This is a genomic window from Roseburia sp. AF20-18LB, from assembly GCF_003461185.1.
GTDB lineage: Bacteria > Bacillota > Clostridia > Lachnospirales > Lachnospiraceae > Roseburia_C > Roseburia_C amylophila.
This window is the reverse complement of the sequence record NZ_QTWP01000015.1, coordinates 554-16725: the sequence shown is the minus strand read 5'-3', so window position 1 is coordinate 16725 and position 16172 is coordinate 554. Positions and strand designations below refer to the sequence as shown.

Sequence of the window (16172 nt, the reverse complement as noted above, 5' to 3'; positions counted from 1 at the left end):
AAAAAGACCGCAGCAGTTGGGAAATGTTGGAGAGAGTAGTATAAATTCTTATGCCGATTTTAGTAAAGCAGTAAGCGATATTGGTACGAGAAGTGATTTGACTGATGCACAAAAGATAAAGGAATTACAAAAACTGTTTAAAAACTCAAATTACAAAGCTGATATAAATGTGCCAAGTGATATTCAATATGTAAAGGGTTTTGATGTGAAGGGAAATGTAATATATGATTGGCCGCCTAAATTAGGCTTTGATGAAAGCACAATCAAACCTATTACCAGAACAGATGGTTTGGCTGATTCTTGGGATAGATATGGATATATGGGTGGTTCTAATTTCGCAGACGTTCCATCAACGGGTAAATACACATATAGTGAAAGAGCAATTCCTTATGTAGAAAATGAAGCAGCTTATCATACAGGAACTTTTAATAATGTAACGTATTTTGATAAAATTGATGCAATAAAAAATAGAGATATAGATACATTTAATGCGTTGCTTCATAATGAAGGGATATCTAGGTGGGACTTGGATGATTTTGAAGAACTATGTGATAGTTATGATTCGTTTATATCAAAAGCCAATAAGGAATTGGGAGATAGTGTAGATGCAACCTATGGTATAAAAGGCCAAGCAGCAGAATGGGGAGATATGACTGGTGGAGCGGGACAAATTGTTACCCCTTTTGGTGGAGATGTATTAGAAAAAATAGGAATATTAAAGGAGAATTAAGTGTGGATAAAAACAAATTAATTTCTAGTATACTATCATTTAAAGATGGCATAGGCATGTGGAAAATAGTATTAAATCAAATTACAGAGGCAGATTTTGTTATAGGATATGGTTTTGATAATAATGAAAAATTATGGAAGGTTTATCAAAATAATGAAAGAGGAATGAGGGCAGAATGGACGTTTAAGAATGAGGAAGAGGCATTGGAGAAATTATATAAAAAAGTAAAATTTCAGTGTAAATTAATAAATTAAATAAGGCCTTTTCAAAATCTGTTTGTCGGAACCATGATTCTGGGAGGAATGCTTGTCGTAGCAACCTGTGGTATGGCACTTCCTTTAGTGGCTACAGTAGGAGTAATGGCAATTGGCGCAGGAACAGCAGCATATCGCCTTTCAAATGCAGTAGAAAGTGGTCAGGATGTTTATGCAGGAGTAACAGGAGACCCAAGAATGGTATCGGTTAATCCAATCCGTGATACATTATTTGCCAGCAATCCGGACCTCTATTATTTAATAGGAAATGCGTTGACAATCTCAGCTTCTATGATACTGACCGGAGGAATGGCAGCAAATGCAGCAGTAAGTGCAGGAACATCTATCGGCAGGGCTGTAGTAACAGAGTATGCAAAGCAGGGACTGACGATGGCAGCCAGCAGCTATGTGGAAAAGAGCATGACAGAAGCAACCAACAGTCCTCTGGCAGGCTTTGTAGTTGGTTCACTAACCGGGATGGCAACATATGGAACGCTCAGTGAGGCTGAGCTGGAAGTAGTAAATAACGTAAAAAGACCGCAGCAGTTGGGAAATGTTGGAGAGAGTAGTAGTAATGCAAAGAATCCAATGACAGGTGATGATTGGCATAATTATTTTAATGAAACATATGGAGCAGATAATGTTACTTGGGAAAGTACATCTATCCAAGATATTGTGGATATGCCAAGTAAAATAACTGACTTTTCTCCAAAACAGATTTCAGATTTAGCCACAAAAAATGGATGGACAGTGGAACCTTTAGGCAAAGGTAGTCTAGCAGGAATTCCATACGAACAAGGCGGTGGGCTAAGTATGCATGCACCAAATGGAAGTTCTGTATATATTCAATATCATCCAGGTGGCGGACATCATGGAGAGATGCCATATTATAAGGTTTCATCTGGTAAAAATGGAATTGTAAGATATTACATAAATGGAGAAAGGGCAAAATAGTGGAAAAAGATATAGAAGAAATTATGCAATGCTATGATAGATTCATTGACATTGTAAAACAAATGTCTATGACTGCAACAGAACAAATTGCAAAACTGAAAGGTACAGTTGTTGCAGATGAGCTTGCAAGCGATTTTAGTGAAATAGGGATGATGTATGCAAAAGAGTTACTGGAAAGTGAGTGGATAAGTCAAGAACAGTATATCATTGCAAAATCTATAGATGAGATGCTAATTGGTATGTCTAAAAAAAATGAATTATGGACAGAAGACGCTCTATTAAATGCTGAAGAATGGGAAGAATGCAGAAAAAAAGGAGGTTTGCTTTTAGAAACGTTAGAATAATTTTTTTCAATAAATTTAATTAGTGTTATACTTTCGGACTCCAACAACCTATAACTCATGCATGTCTATTAATTAATCATCATAGCTGTTGTGAAGCAATTAAGAATCCATGATGTTAATTAATAGACACTAGCGAAATTTTGTCAAGTCGGGTATACGAAAGGACATTGCAAAATCAAAATAGAATATTTATTTCCAATACGCTGATATAAACGTGCTCTTAGCAACAATGTAAAGTACGAGGAGATTACCAGCATCCGTGAATTAATCATGGCACAGCTTGACCGATGGATAGATGAGATTGATGCGGTGAGGAGCAGTATCGTAGAAATTGCTGCTATGCCGGAGATATCCCAGGATTTCATGGAGTGACAGGAGACCCAAGACTGGTATCGGTTAATCCAATCCGTGATACAGTATTTGCCAGTAATCCGGACCTCTATTATTTAATAGGAAATGTTTTGACAATCGCTGCTTCCCTGATACTGACAGGAGGAATGGCGGCAAATGCAGCAGTAAGTGCAGGAACATCCATCGGCAGGGCAGTAGTAACAGAGTATGTCAAGCAGGGACTGACGGTGGCAGCCAGCAGCTATGTGGACAAGAGAATGACAGAAGCCACCAACAGTCCACTGGCAGGCTTTGTAGTTGGTTCACTAACCGGAATAGCAACATATGGAATGCTCAGTGAGCTAGATTCCATGGCAAATGTAAGTGGATTACACAGTTCTTTTGCAGAAGGAATGTCAAAGGAAGATGCCCAGAAATATCTTGATTTTCTTTAGAATGGAAGTAAGGAAGGGCTCACAGAGGCAGAAATAAGAGGAATCGGAAAGGTAGACGAAGCACTTGCATTAAAGAAAGTAAACCCGGAGGAGCTGTTGGAACTTAGAAAACAGCAACTGGGGAATGTGGGAGAGAGTGGTAGTTCAACCAAACTATATAGTCCTGTAGAATATAAGGGTAGTGTAAAAGTAAATGGGGAGGTTCGTGATGTGAGTAGAAGGGTTTACCAAAGAAACGATATTGATATAAATTATTATGATGAGGTAACTGGTTTGACAAATTTAGAGAGAATGCAAGCAGGAAAACCCCCAATCGGCTCAGATGGTAAACAAATTCAATTACATCATATTTTGCAGAGAGAAACAGGACCAATGGTTGAAATTAGAGAGACTACACATCAAGGGTATTATTCACAATTACATGGATTGATAGAAGATGGTGTAAGTTTTAGAAATGATCCGATTTTGAATAAACAGTACAATAATTTTAGACGCTCGTATTGGAAATGGAGAGCAGAACAAATTATAGGAGGACAATAAAGTGTATTCGAATATTGTAGAGACGATTAAAGAATATGAATGTAAGGGTGACTTTACATATGCAGATGTTGAAGATAATGCGTTTGCTTTAGCAGAGGAAGAATTGGGTATCAGCATTCCGTCGCAATATTTGTGGTTTTTGAAGACATATGGACATGGCGGACTTAACGGAATTGAAACATTGGGGGTTGGAAAAAATAAAAAATTGATTTTTAAAGACGAAACATTGAAGTATAGGACATATGGTTTGCCACACAATTTGATTGTAATCGAAAATTGTGACGAATGGGTTTATTGCATCGATTCGTTAAACGGGAAAGTCAAGATGTGGTCACGAGATAAAGAAGAAGCTTATGATACATTTGTTGATTATCTAGAGGACAGAATAAAGGATGCGATAGAAAATCTATAATTATTTAATTATGTCTCCATATAAAGATAACTACTACAAAAATCTTTGGTCTTTAAATTAATCGGAATGGCTCTCACCGAAGGTGATGTAATACATAGAGATTAATTTGAAGATCCTATGGTGTAATTTGCCCTCTGGGTGCACATAAGTACATCTGAAATCAAAATTGAATAATAATTTTAAGATTTAAACACATTGATTTATACCTACGACCGTGCCGGAAACCGGACGGGTGTGTAGACGGATGACCGCAGGGAAATCTACAGCTATGACAGAGGAAGGCTGAGAAACCGGATGGTAGAACGTCAGCAGGACCCGGCTGGCAGCCAGACCTATACATATCGGTATGATGCGGAGGGACTCCACAGCCAGATGGAAGAGAACGGAAAGCTGGTAAGTTTTATCTATGCGGACCGGGAGGTTATCGCAGAAGAAGATGAAGCTGGTGAGCATATCCGCTATATCCGCGGACACGAACTGCTTGCATCCGACAGTGAGCGGGCAAGGACGTATTATCACTATGCATGTGATGAGATGGGAAGTATCACGGATATCACAGACTGCCATGGAACGGTATTAAACCATTATGCCTATGATGCGTTTGGAAACCGTACAGTGGAAGAAGAGACGGTAGAGAACCGTTTTGGATTCGCCGGGGAGTTGCTGGATGCCGTAACAGGACAGTATTATCTGCGGGCACGGTTTTATAATCCGGTAAGGTACGTGGACCCGAACGGACACGAGGGACTGATCTGTTCAAAGAAATATGGAGAGCTAAAAAAAAAGAGGCCGAGGGAGGTACTCTTTCAGAGAAAGAAAAACGGCAGATCTATGAATATGAGCAGAGTCAGAAGAAGTCGAATGGGGCTGGAAGTGATAGTAAGACTATTAAGAATGTAGAAGCTCCTATTTTACCTGAAGGGTCTTCATGGGAAAGGAATGTGTTGAATTCCTTTGCAGGTGGAAAATCAAATTCAGTAACATATGGGGGTGGAACAACCCTGTATAATGAAATAAGATATAGTCAATCATCTGTAAATGGTTCAAATGACATTATACAAAGTATGAGGGAAAGCGGATGGAAAGGAGAACCTATTGATGTTGTAGAAATGCCAGATGGAATATATACAACTATTGATAATAAAGAAAGTAAATTTGGAGGAGTTGATAAAATGCCATTAGAAGAGCAGTTCATTAAAAGAAATGGTGAGTTGCAACAGAAAGTAAAGGAAGAAATAGAAAAAGTAAAAGAGGGACAAAGTGAGAGAAATATAGTTCAGTTGCAAACTATATTGAGTGAACTTCAAACTAGTAGCAGACAGAAAAATATTATTTTGAGTTATCCTCGAATTATAATTGACTCATGGGATTATTCAGATTATTTAGGTATGGAATTGGTGGAGTTGGCAGAATTATATAAAAAAATATAATCCTTGATATAGAAATATATTATTTGTATAAAAGGATCCGGATATGGGGAAATATCCCTGCGGAAGTTTCTTTGCACAAGCATATGATAGTCAAGATAGAGAAAATTTATTGAGTGGAGAAGGGGCGGATATATATATCAAAAATTGTCTGCGTATAGTAGCCAAAGGATTAGTTAGTAAATTTAGACGGTAAACAGGTACATGTAGATGTATTAAGAATTGATTTTATTATCGCGCCTCCATTTCATTGGAACGCTAAAAATCAAAAGATATGTTAAGTAGGATAATTTTTAAACGCATTGTTTCTATAGCACTTGGTGCTATGGAAGCAATGCGTTTCTTTTATTTACGCGAGTAGCGAGAAAAATCGCATGCTTGCATGCAGATTTGGCGAGCACCGCGATAACTCGAGCAACTCGCAAAGCGTGTTTCTCGTAGTTTACGCGAGTAGCAAGATGGCAGATTACACAAAAAAGGAAAAACTGCTTTGACGTTCAGAGAAAACTGTTTCGACTTTTATTCGACCAGATTAAATTAAGTTTAAAATGATATAGAAATTAATCATCTGCTAATTTTAGAAAAAGTATGCTGAAACGCCCGAAAAATAAGAAAAAATGACAAATCAGGAGAGAAAAAAAGAGGAACAGATAGAGGGAAAATGAGGTCGAATATTTTTGGTTGACATTTACGAAAAAAAGAGAAAGAATCTATACGACAAAGACAAAAGAAAAGGGAGAGAGGATATGAAACGGAAGAAAGTAATAACTGTTCTTTTGTGTATTACGCTGCTGGGAACAAGCGGTTTTACCGGATATCGAATCGGTAAGAACAATGGAAACAGTACATTACAGACAGGTAATACAGCAGTAGAAAGAACGGTGGAGTCACAGGGAGTGGCAGTTGTGAATCTGGATACCGGCATATCGGATGGTAATACACAAGTCTATTATGGGGAGCAGATCATAAATTTTCCAAATGATAATTTCATATATACCTCATTAGAAGATGCCAGAAATGGAATAGAAGAAGGGCGATACGGTGCTTATATTATAATTCCATCAGATTTTTCGGAAAATGTTGAAAGCTTAAATACAGTTCCGGCGGCATCGCAGTTACAGTATGCAGTCAGTGAAGATGTATCAGCGGATGCAAGAGAAGAACTTTTAGGTGATGTCCTTCAGTTTGGGGAGCAACTGAACAGTCAGATGACATATATGTATCTATGTAACATAATGGATGAATTTCATGCGGCGCAGGATGAATCTGCAATGGTTATGAATAATGACATTACAGATAAAGAAGCAATACAGGGAATACAGGCATCTGATTTGGTAAGCATGGTTCCGGTTCCGGAATTAAAACAGCAGGAAGATACTACAATACCGTTAGATATTTCGGATTATACAGAGGAAAATGCGCAGTTGATTCAGGCAGTAGACAGTGCATATTGGGAAAATCTGTCAGATGCTTCTGCACAGTTAAGTGATTTGCGGACAGCAGGAAATGAACTGGTCAGTTCCTTAAAAGAAATATCAGAAGGCGTAGGAAAAATCAATTTACTTTCGGATGCAGACGGGCAACTTTTATATCGGGATGGGATTCGAAATCTGCAGGATACATTGCTTGCATATAACGGAGAAAAGACTGCTGAACAAAACAGCCGTCTTGCCCAGATTGCACAGATTCAAAATGTGACAGAACAACTGGATACGAATTTGCAGCAATGCATTGAAAACTATAATCAGAGAATTGAAGCAGCAGGAATACAGAACCTGAATTCCTATGGCAGAGAAATGAAGGCTCAGCTGCCGAAACTGCAATGGAAGGAAGCAGAGGCAGAAGATGGAACAGTAGCATATGAACTGACCTGCAGTCAGGTAGAAGGAATGGAAGAACCGCCGGTTATTACCATTGCACTGGAACAGAATGCAATTGAAGAAAATGTAAAGAACAAGAATTATATCGACAAAATATTAAAGGCATTTCTGCTGCCGGAAGATTCAGATGGCGGGGACGGAGAAGAGGATAAAACCGGAGAAGGAGAGAAAACAGAAGAAGAAAAAAACGGAGAAGAGAAAACCGGAGAAGACAAAACAGAAGAAGGCAAAACAGAAGAAGGCAAAACAGAAGAAGGAGAGAAAAACGAACCGGAATCAGGCGAAGGCGAAGATACTGGAGAAGAACCGGAAGCAGCGGTTACGGTAGAAAAAATATTTGAGCAGTGTGATGCAGATACAGAAATCATGGAATTTCTGACAGAACAGGGGTATGCCTCTACAAAGGAATTTTTAAAGGCATATCTGGATGGAGAAGTGCCGGTTGCACAGACAGAGACGCAGCTAAAGGTAACGGGAGATGTGGATGCATTGGGAGAATATCTTAAGGCATCACTGGAACAGATTACGACAGAAGATTATACATTACCGGCATTTGATGGAAGCTGGCAGACCGGGGATGGCAGCAGAATGGGATTTCGTGATTTGCTGGGAGATACCGGGCTTTTATGTAATGCGATGCAGACAGATGTGGCGGCACAGAAGAATGTTGATGTGGATGGCATTACGGGTCTGGTTCAGAGTGGTTGTATACAGCCATTGGCAGACCGCACAGATTTCGTGAAAAAGGAGATAGAAAATAGCCAGAAAGAAGAACAGGATGCAGTTAATTCTTATCAAAGAAGCGTAAATGGATTTCATCCAAGACAGGATACCACAGTGATGAATGACAGCGTGAGCAGCATGAGAGAAAATTCTGCACTTATGCAGCAGGAAATCAACACCAGCAATCAGTCTTATGTGGATTATGCAGATAAATTGTATCAGACTACTTCAGAAAATATATTGACATTGCAGCAGCACATGGAAGAAGCGAAAGAAACTTCCAATCAGGCAGTTACAGATGCATTGGCTTCGGCAAAGGAAGTGAAGAATACTACAAGCAGTCAGAATCAGACGGCATTGGCAGATTTTGCAGCAAAGCTTCCCTATACAAGAGTAGGAAGCATGGAATATACACAGGTATATGAATTTGTGGCACAACCAACGCAGATGCTGCAGGTCAGCGATTACCAGCGGTTAAAGGATGAGGTGGATCATACCGTATCACAGAAAAGTGTTACCGGCAGCAGGGAACAACAGAAGAGTTCGCATTGGGTGGAATATCTTTTATATGGAATATTAGGAATTTTGGCGGTGGGAATATTAGGAAGCTATGCCAGAAGTTATCACAGAAGAATCAAGGAACAGAGCAACCCGTCGAAAGACGTTGCAATATAAAGTAAAGGAGACAAAAGAAATGGCAGATGTAAACAACATCCGGATTAGTCCGGAGCAGATGGAGACAAAGGCAAACGAATTTGATGCAAGATGTGAGGAATTCCAGCAGGTAGTAAGTACCATGCGTAATATGGTTTCTACACTTTGCGATGAATGGGCAGGACAGAGCAGTCAGGCATTTTATGATCAGTTCAGTTCCTTAGAGCCTAGCTTTTCTGCAACTGCAGAATTAATTACATCCATTGCACAGCAGTTACGTGATGTATCTACATCTATGCAGAACATTGACCGTGAAATTGCCGGAAAGATTGGAGTAATGTAATAGAGAATCGGAAAGCCACATCCTGTGACTTTCCGATTCTTCTATCCCTTAAGACCATACTTTTGTCAGAAACAGGAGAAGTAAAGTGACAGATAATTCTAAGATAGAGATTAATCCTTCGGTACTGCAGAACCGGTCGCAGACCTATCAGTCGCTGACGGATGTAAACGGAGCAGATGTATTTACGGATGATTATGAAGAAAAAGTAAAAGATTACCAGCAGAAGGAACAACGCAGCTATGAGGATACAAAGGAACAGGTATTTATAAAGAAAATGGATGAAAATGCCGGAAAAGAAGAGGCTGTAAAAGAACAATTATTTTTAACAACAGGAAGTCAGCAGCTGCAGCAGCAGGCAAAAGTAACCTCATCATTGGATGCGTATTGGATTCCGGCATGCGGAATTCTGCTGGCAGTGGGAATTCTGCTGTTGCTGCAATATCGGAAGAGAAGACAGGGAAGGTGGAAGAAAAATGTTGCTCACACTTACAATTATGAATCGTGAAGGAAGCTGGCAGGAAGATATACAGGTTAATCCACAGCAGAAAATAATAGATACCATGCTTATTTTAAAGGAAGCGGGAAAACTGCCACAGGAAGAGGTACATGAAATGAAATCTGAACGCAGGGGAAGATTTCTGGACATGAATAAGAACTATGAACAGCAGAGTATTTATGATGGAGATATTCTCTGCATACAGTAGAGGCAGACAGAGGACAGAAGAAAATAAGATACGGGAGAGAAAAGATGGAAGAAAGAATAAAGAAATCAGCATTACAGGCGGAAGGCATATTTGATTATCAGAAATTAATGTATCCGGATACAGGTCTTATTGCAGTGAAAATAGAGGAAGAAGGGGAGGAACTGCTTTTAACCTATAATCTGGAAGCACTGACACCGATGACAGAGATACGAAAAGAAGATATTACCACAAGACTGGCGGTATTGGAAAATATAGAATTACTGGCAGCATGCCGGAAATCATATTACTTTACATTAGAGCCGGAAAATCTTTATTACGACAGGAATCATCTGGTCTATGTAAAACAGAGAGATATCTGCGGGGAAGAAAGAGAATATGATGAACAGAAATGGATGGAAGAATATAAAGCACTCATTGGCTATGCATTACAGAAGCAGTACAGTTATGCGGATTATGTACAGGGAGGAATGCAGCTTTTAAAGGGTGGCATACTGCAAAAGGTACGGCAGGTGGAATTCGTAGAAGAGCTGGTCAGACTGTTGGAACAGCGTAAGCAGGAGATAGAGACAGAACGGTCTGTGAAAATGATTTTTCTGAACCGAAGACGGTATCGTACATTGCAGGCATCGTTTGTTGTGGTATTGCTGTTGGCAATAGTACTGGCGGTCTATGCATTGGTTGATTTCATCCGTACTGAGCCATATAAGGATGCGGTAATTGCGGCGGAAAATGCCTATATTTCAGCTGATTATGTATCCTGTGTGGATGCCATGCAGGAAATATCGGTAAAAGATATGGATATATATCAGAAATATATTCTTGCCAATTCCTATGTGAGAAGTGAGAATCTGACACAGCAGCAGAAAGAGAATATTATAAGCAATCTTTCTTTAAAGGAGACGCCAGCCAGATTGGAGTACTGGATATATCTTGGAAGAAATGACATTTCAGAGGCAATTGATATTGCCATGCAGCAGTCCGATGATGAAATGCTGCTTTATGCTTATATGAAACAGAAATCCATGATAGAGACAGACAGCAGTCTCAGTGGAGAAGAGAAAACACAGGAGCTGGAGAAAATTGCACAGAAGATGCAGCCATTGATGGAAAAATATGATACCGAGGAAGAATAGCATGAAGAGAAGCTTTCAGAGAACAGAGAATTTTACAATAGACGGAAAAAATGGAAATCTTGGAATTGAAGGATTTCCGGCAAGGCTTTGGGTCAGGAATGATGAGGTAACAATAGAAGGTTATGAGAACATATACTGGAACGGAAGGGAAGCCGCCTGTAAAGGAAAAATAAACAATGGAGATGAATTAAGCTTTTCCCGGGGAAAAATTATCTTCCTGGGAAAAAGTATACAGGTGGAATGCGAAGATGCGGTGAATATCAATACCGATGGATTATTGGAACTGGAAGAAAAAGAAATTCCATTTGAAGGATATCCGCAGTATAAACGTTCTCCGCGAATCATTAAAAGAATACCGGATTTGGAAATTAGTCTGACCAGCCCAAAAGAACAGCAGAATGGAAAGAAAGAGAGTCTGGTACAGCTTATTGTGCCGCCTCTTGTGATGCTGTGTGTGACAGTAGGAATCAGTATTTTAATGAAGCGTGGTTTATATGTGCTGATGTCAGCAGCAGGCACAGTGATGACAACAATATTTACGGTGGTTAAATATATAACAGACCGTAAGGAATGGCAGGAGAATAAAAGGCTCCGGGAGAAAACATATCGGGAATATCTGTTAAAGAAAAGAAAGGAAATATATGCAGCATATCAGAATGAAGAAGAGGCAAATCACTATAATTATCCGGAGGTAAAGGAGCTTGCCCGGATGGTTGGGCAGTACAGTCCAAGAATCTATGAGAGAAGCTCTAATGATGATGATTTCCTGAATGTATCTTTGGGACAGGTAATGGCAGATTGCCATTTCCGTATCCGCCTTTCTGCGGATGAATTAAAGGATAAACCGGATGAGCTGGAACTGGAAGCACAGGAATTGAAGCGGGAATTTTCAAAGATGAAACAGCCTGTTGTAGTAGATTTAAAGAAAGCACATCTGGGACTGGTGGGAGAGAAAAGCGTTATTCATGAGCAATTGAAATTACTTGTGGCGCAGCTTACTTTTTTTCAGAGTTATCATGACCTTGAAATCGTAACAATTTATAATAACAGATTTGATGCTGATTTCCAGTGGATGCGTTGGTATCCACATTTACGGATACATGCGGTAAATGTAGTGGGAACTGTAAATTCAGAGCGGAAGAGAGACCAGATTCTTGGAAGCCTGCATCAGATGATTAAGAACCGGAAAAACAAATTAGAAGAAAGTAAGAAGGAAAGCCGTTTTCTGCCGCATCTTATATTTATTATAGATGAGCCAAAGTTAATTATGGACCATTCTATTATGGAATATCTGGATAAAGAAGGGGATAACCTTGGATTTTCTATTATTTACACCACAAATATGAGAGCAAATCTGCCTGAGAATATCGGTACAATAGTTATGCTTCATAATTCCGGTCAGGCAACACTTCTGATGGAAGAGAAGGAAGAGAAAAATCTTTCCTTTGAATTGTCAGATACCAGCGGTATAAATTTGGAATGGATGGCAAGAAATTTAAGTACACTGGAGCATATGCAGGGAATCAGTGCACAGATACCGGAGAGTATTACATTTTTTGAAATGTATCAGGTGGAGCATCCGGAGGAACTGGATATTGCAAAACGATGGAAGAAAAATCATGCAGCAAAGTCCCTGGCTGTTCCGCTTGGGGTAAGAGCCAAGGAAGATTATGTCAATCTTAATCTGCATGAAAAAGCCCATGGTCCCCATGGACTTGTAGCAGGAACGACAGGTTCCGGTAAATCGGAAATTATCCAGTCTTATATACTGTCTCTGGCAGTCAATTATCATCCGTATGAGGTGGCATTTTTACTGATTGATTATAAAGGTGGTGGAATGGCAGGATTATTCCGGAATCTGCCGCATCTGCTGGGAACAATCACCAATCTGGATGGAGCACAGAGTATGCGTGCCATGGCATCAATTAAGAGTGAACTGGCAAGAAGACAGAAAATATTCAGCAGCTATGATGTGAATCATATCAATGCATATCATAAGCTGTTCCAGAATGGAGAGGCAAAGGAACCACTGCCGCATTTATTCATTATCAGTGATGAGTTTGCAGAGCTGAAAAAGGAACAGCCGGATTTTATGACGGAACTGGTATCGGCGGCGCGAATCGGACGAAGCCTTGGTGTGCATCTGATACTGGCAACACAGAAACCAACCGGAGTTGTAGATGACCAGATCTGGACAAACTCCAAGTTTAAACTGGCACTTATGGTACAGAATGAGGCAGACAGTAAAGAAATATTAAAGACACCGGATGCCGCCAATATTACAATCCCCGGAAGAGCTTATCTTCAGGTTGGAAATAATGAAATCTATGAATTATTCCAGTCGGCATGGAGTGGAGCTTCTTATGTAAGTGAAAAGGAAGAGGAAAAAGTAGATGACAGAGTTTATCTGGTGAATGACCTTGGACAGGGTGAACTGATAAATGAAGATTTAAGTGATGAACATGCTTCCGGCGGCAATATGATGACGCAGCTGGATGCTACGGTAGATTATATCCACAGAGTATATGAGGCAATGGATACCGTGGAAGTAAAACGGCCGTGGATGCCACCGTTGCCGGAACAGATTGTATCGGACCAGCAGGCAGAGAAAGGAAATGCATTAAATCTGATTGCACGGATTGGAAAGATAGATATTCCGGAAGAACAGCAGCAGGTGGAGTACCAGCTTGATTTTGCCACAGACGGAAATCTCTTATATATTGCTTCCGCAGGTTATGGAAAAACAGCATTTCTTACAACCGTGTTGTTGTCACTGGCAATGCATAACCGGGTAGAGAATCTGAACTTCTATATATTGGATTTTGGAAACAGTGGATTGATTCCATTGAACCGCCTGCATCATACGGCAGACTATATCAGTTTTGATGATACAGAACGATTCCGTAAATTCTGCAATCTTATACAGGCAGAGATAAAACGGCGTAAAAAATTACTGGCAGAACGGATGGTACAGAATTTTGAAGTATACAATCAGGTGGCAGAAAAGACATTAAAAGCAATAGTAATTGCTATTGACAATTATGATGTAGTCAAAGAACTGGGATATGAAGCGGAAGAATTTTTCCAGAAATTATCCAGAGATGGTACCGGACTTGGCATATATATGGCAGCAACAGCAACACGAAGTAATGCCATGAAGTATTCTACATATAACAATTTTAAGAATAAAGTGGCAGGTTATCTTTTCGATGAATCAGACTTGCATGTAATTGTGGGACGAAGTTCTTATTCACAGTCAGAGATAAAGGGACGGACACTTATAAAATACAATGGACTGGTAAGTGTCATGCAGGTCTATGTCATGACTGCATTTACAGATGAACTGGAGTATAACCAGGGTATAGAAGCTTGTATTGAGCAGATAAATGCATGCTATCCGGATACTGTAGCACCGAGAATCCCGGTATTGCCGGATGAGTTAAATATCAGAACATTTATGGAAATGAGAAAGAAACAGCATACAGCAGAAGAAAACGCTGCAGAGAAGGCAATCTGGCTGGGACTGAATAAAGAGAGTGTATTGCCGGAATGTATTCCGGCAGGTCTTACAACGCCATTTGTAATTCTGGGTGAGACTGCAAGAGGAAAGACGAATGCATTAAAGGTTATTTTAGAACAGATAACAGGAAGAGGAAAAGTATATTTATTAGACTCGAAAGATATGGAACTATATCATTACAGGTCCGGCGATGAGATTCATTATATCGGAGCAGATGGAATAGATGCGTTTCTTATGGAACTGGGAGGACTGGTGACTGTACGAAATCAGCAGCTGCAGCAGAAGATGAAGGAACATCCGGAACAGTTACCACGCCGTCTGGTTCAGGAACTGGATGCATGTTATGTTGTGGTAGATGAGTGGGATGACTTTGTAGAGGCAACGAAATTAAAAGCTGTATTGCTGGCACCGATATTGAGTGGGGCATTGTCCAGTGGAATCCGATTTATTCTTACAGCCAATTCCGGTAAATTAAAAGGATTTGATGAGATTACCAAATTTGCAAAAGCAACTACGGATGGTCTGCTGGTGGGTAACCCTGGTTCTTCAGGAATTTTTGGAACAGTTGCAGCAAAGGAATTGCCGCAGTTAAGTGATGGCCTGCTCTTCCATAATGGAGCATATGTGCGTATCCGCATACCGAAATGTGAAGACAGAGAAGAATAAAGAAAAATAAGCAGGAGGATAAAAAGATGGAACAGGAAAATATGGAGTTTTTGCCGTTAGGAAGTATTGTGCAGCTTAAAGGTGGCGTAAAGAAAATTATGATTATAGCAAGAGGTGCATTTGCAGTAGTCAAAGGTGAAAAAAGATATTTTGATTATGGGGCGTGTACCTATCCGGAAGGGGTTATAGGAGATGCACTGTTATATTTTCAGCATAAGGATATTCAGAAAGTAGTATATTGCGGTTATGAGGATGAAGACGAGAAGCTGATGCAGGAAAATATTAAAAACAATCTGAGTGTGCTGCAGGAGCAGCTGCTGAAGAAAGAACAGGAAGCATAAGAAGGCGTCGGAGAGACGAGGAGGAAAGGATAAATGTCGAAGACGAAGAAAAGCTCTTCCGGCAGTAAAGGAAGTTCAACAACAAAGAAGAGTACAACCAGTACAGCGGAGATTAATCAGGTAAAACAGCAGTTAAACACAGTAAAGAGCAGTTTGCAGTTAGAAAGCAGCAGTCTGGCTCCCATGGAGGGAACACTTAATACATTAAAGGAACTGAAAACGAGACTTGAGACAGCCATAGATACGCTGAGAAACCAGAAGGATGGTATTGAGGATAAATATACATTAGACAGTGGCTGGCGTGGAGATTTATATAATGCATCAATTTCTGCCTCCAGTGCATTGAAAACAGAATACGGAAATGTCTGTACCAATCTGGGATATGATCTGGATGCACTTTGTGATGAGATTACAAGAAGAGAGAATGAAATCTACAATAAGAATGAGTATATCGGCAAGCTGCAGAGCAGTTGGAACAGTCTTTGCAACTGGCTGGAAAAACATACTAATTAGGAGGGCATCATTATGCTGATAAAATTAGATACCAATGTTTATACATCAAAGGTACATTCTTTTTCAACGGTATCCGGTGAGGTAGAAGGAAAACAGCTTACAGTTCCGGATTTAAATGTATCAATGGACGCCATGACAGCGTACCGGGCGGGCTTTTCACAGTTAATTGGTCTGATGAGTTATTATCAGAACCTCCTGACGCAGGATGCCGGGAAGCTTCTCACACTGCGTGATGAACTGGTTGATGCA

The 16172-nt window shown here is 39.9% G+C and carries 18 protein-coding genes; all 18 read left to right on the top strand.

The window, feature by feature from the left end; genetic code table 11:
- The coding region (locus DWX65_RS15050) for a hypothetical protein (protein WP_158564753.1) at positions 1 to 730 on the top strand (730 nt) is incomplete at its 5' end.
- Between the two features lie 2 nt (positions 731 to 732).
- The gene (locus DWX65_RS14295) at positions 733 to 984 is read left to right on the top strand and encodes a hypothetical protein (protein WP_118088425.1); all 252 of its coding nucleotides are present in this window, start codon (positions 733 to 735) and stop codon (positions 982 to 984) included.
- Positions 985 to 1017: 33 nt separating this feature from the next.
- Positions 1018 to 1938, top strand: coding sequence for a hypothetical protein (locus DWX65_RS14290; protein ID WP_147339173.1), 921 nt, complete (start codon positions 1018 to 1020; stop codon positions 1936 to 1938).
- A complete protein-coding gene (locus tag DWX65_RS14285) occupies positions 1938 to 2282 on the top strand; it encodes a hypothetical protein (protein WP_199534402.1) in 345 nt (114 codons plus the stop codon). Before DWX65_RS14290 ends, DWX65_RS14285 begins: the two co-directional genes overlap by 1 nt.
- Before the next feature lie 368 nt (positions 2283 to 2650).
- A complete protein-coding gene (locus DWX65_RS14280; RefSeq protein WP_118173705.1) occupies positions 2651 to 3067 on the top strand; it encodes a hypothetical protein in 417 nt (138 codons plus the stop codon).
- 96 nt (positions 3068 to 3163) lie between these two features.
- Positions 3164 to 3607 carry an HNH/ENDO VII family nuclease gene (locus DWX65_RS14275; RefSeq protein ID WP_199535061.1) on the top strand — a complete coding sequence of 148 codons (444 nt, stop codon included), beginning with the start codon at positions 3164 to 3166 and terminating at the stop codon, positions 3605 to 3607.
- Between the two features lies 1 nt (position 3608).
- Positions 3609 to 4019, top strand: coding sequence for an SMI1/KNR4 family protein (locus tag DWX65_RS14270; RefSeq protein WP_118173704.1), 411 nt, complete (start codon positions 3609 to 3611; stop codon positions 4017 to 4019).
- 294 nt (positions 4020 to 4313) lie between these two features.
- Positions 4314 to 4919: an RHS repeat domain-containing protein gene (locus DWX65_RS14265; protein WP_242997888.1), complete on the top strand. Its 606-nt coding sequence runs from the start codon at positions 4314 to 4316 to the stop codon at positions 4917 to 4919.
- A 44-nt stretch (positions 4920 to 4963) separates the two neighbouring features.
- Positions 4964 to 5449: a hypothetical protein gene (locus DWX65_RS14260; RefSeq protein WP_147339172.1), complete on the top strand. Its 486-nt coding sequence runs from the start codon at positions 4964 to 4966 to the stop codon at positions 5447 to 5449.
- Positions 5450 to 6192: 743 nt separating this feature from the next.
- Entirely contained in the window at positions 6193 to 8724 is a 2532-nt protein-coding gene (locus tag DWX65_RS14255; protein WP_118173702.1) for a YhgE/Pip domain-containing protein, read from the top strand.
- 19 nt (positions 8725 to 8743) lie between these two features.
- Entirely contained in the window at positions 8744 to 9046 is a 303-nt protein-coding gene (locus tag DWX65_RS14250; RefSeq protein WP_158552129.1) for a WXG100 family type VII secretion target, read from the top strand.
- An 85-nt stretch (positions 9047 to 9131) separates the two neighbouring features.
- Positions 9132 to 9551, top strand: coding sequence for a hypothetical protein (locus DWX65_RS14245; protein WP_118173701.1), 420 nt, complete (start codon positions 9132 to 9134; stop codon positions 9549 to 9551).
- Positions 9541 to 9750: a hypothetical protein gene (locus tag DWX65_RS14240; RefSeq protein ID WP_118087649.1), complete on the top strand. Its 210-nt coding sequence runs from the start codon at positions 9541 to 9543 to the stop codon at positions 9748 to 9750. The genes DWX65_RS14245 and DWX65_RS14240 overlap by 11 nt, the downstream gene beginning before the upstream one ends.
- Positions 9751 to 9794: 44 nt before the next feature.
- A complete protein-coding gene (locus DWX65_RS14235) occupies positions 9795 to 10883 on the top strand; it encodes a type VII secretion protein EssB/YukC (RefSeq protein WP_118087648.1) in 1089 nt (362 codons plus the stop codon).
- A gap of 1 nt (position 10884) precedes the next feature.
- A complete protein-coding gene (gene essC, locus DWX65_RS14230; protein WP_242994228.1) occupies positions 10885 to 15069 on the top strand; it encodes a type VII secretion protein EssC in 4185 nt (1394 codons plus the stop codon).
- Between the two features lie 26 nt (positions 15070 to 15095).
- Positions 15096 to 15410 carry a DUF4176 domain-containing protein gene (locus DWX65_RS14225; protein ID WP_118087646.1) on the top strand — a complete coding sequence of 105 codons (315 nt, stop codon included), beginning with the start codon at positions 15096 to 15098 and terminating at the stop codon, positions 15408 to 15410.
- 33 nt (positions 15411 to 15443) lie between these two features.
- Positions 15444 to 15923 (top strand): YwqH-like family protein, encoded by a 480-nt coding sequence (locus DWX65_RS14220; RefSeq protein ID WP_117699188.1) that lies wholly within the window; start codon positions 15444 to 15446, stop codon positions 15921 to 15923.
- Positions 15924 to 15935: 12 nt separating this feature from the next.
- The coding region (locus DWX65_RS14215; RefSeq protein WP_199535060.1) for a hypothetical protein at positions 15936 to 16172 on the top strand (237 nt) is incomplete at its 3' end.

Coding starts and splice junctions, on each gene's coding strand:
- DWX65_RS14290 (WP_147339173.1), top strand. CDS start 1,018: ATGATTCTGGGAGGAATGCTTGTCGTAGCAACCTGTGGTATGGCACTT.
- DWX65_RS14265 (WP_242997888.1), top strand. CDS start 4,314: ATGGTAGAACGTCAGCAGGACCCGGCTGGCAGCCAGACCTATACATAT.
- DWX65_RS14255 (WP_118173702.1), top strand. CDS start 6,193: ATGAAACGGAAGAAAGTAATAACTGTTCTTTTGTGTATTACGCTGCTG.
- DWX65_RS14250 (WP_158552129.1), top strand. CDS start 8,744: ATGGCAGATGTAAACAACATCCGGATTAGTCCGGAGCAGATGGAGACA.
- DWX65_RS14240 (WP_118087649.1), top strand. CDS start 9,541: ATGAATCGTGAAGGAAGCTGGCAGGAAGATATACAGGTTAATCCACAG.
- DWX65_RS14235 (WP_118087648.1), top strand. CDS start 9,795: ATGGAAGAAAGAATAAAGAAATCAGCATTACAGGCGGAAGGCATATTT.
- essC (WP_242994228.1), top strand. CDS start 10,885: ATGAAGAGAAGCTTTCAGAGAACAGAGAATTTTACAATAGACGGAAAA.
- DWX65_RS14225 (WP_118087646.1), top strand. CDS start 15,096: ATGGAACAGGAAAATATGGAGTTTTTGCCGTTAGGAAGTATTGTGCAG.
- DWX65_RS14220 (WP_117699188.1), top strand. CDS start 15,444: ATGTCGAAGACGAAGAAAAGCTCTTCCGGCAGTAAAGGAAGTTCAACA.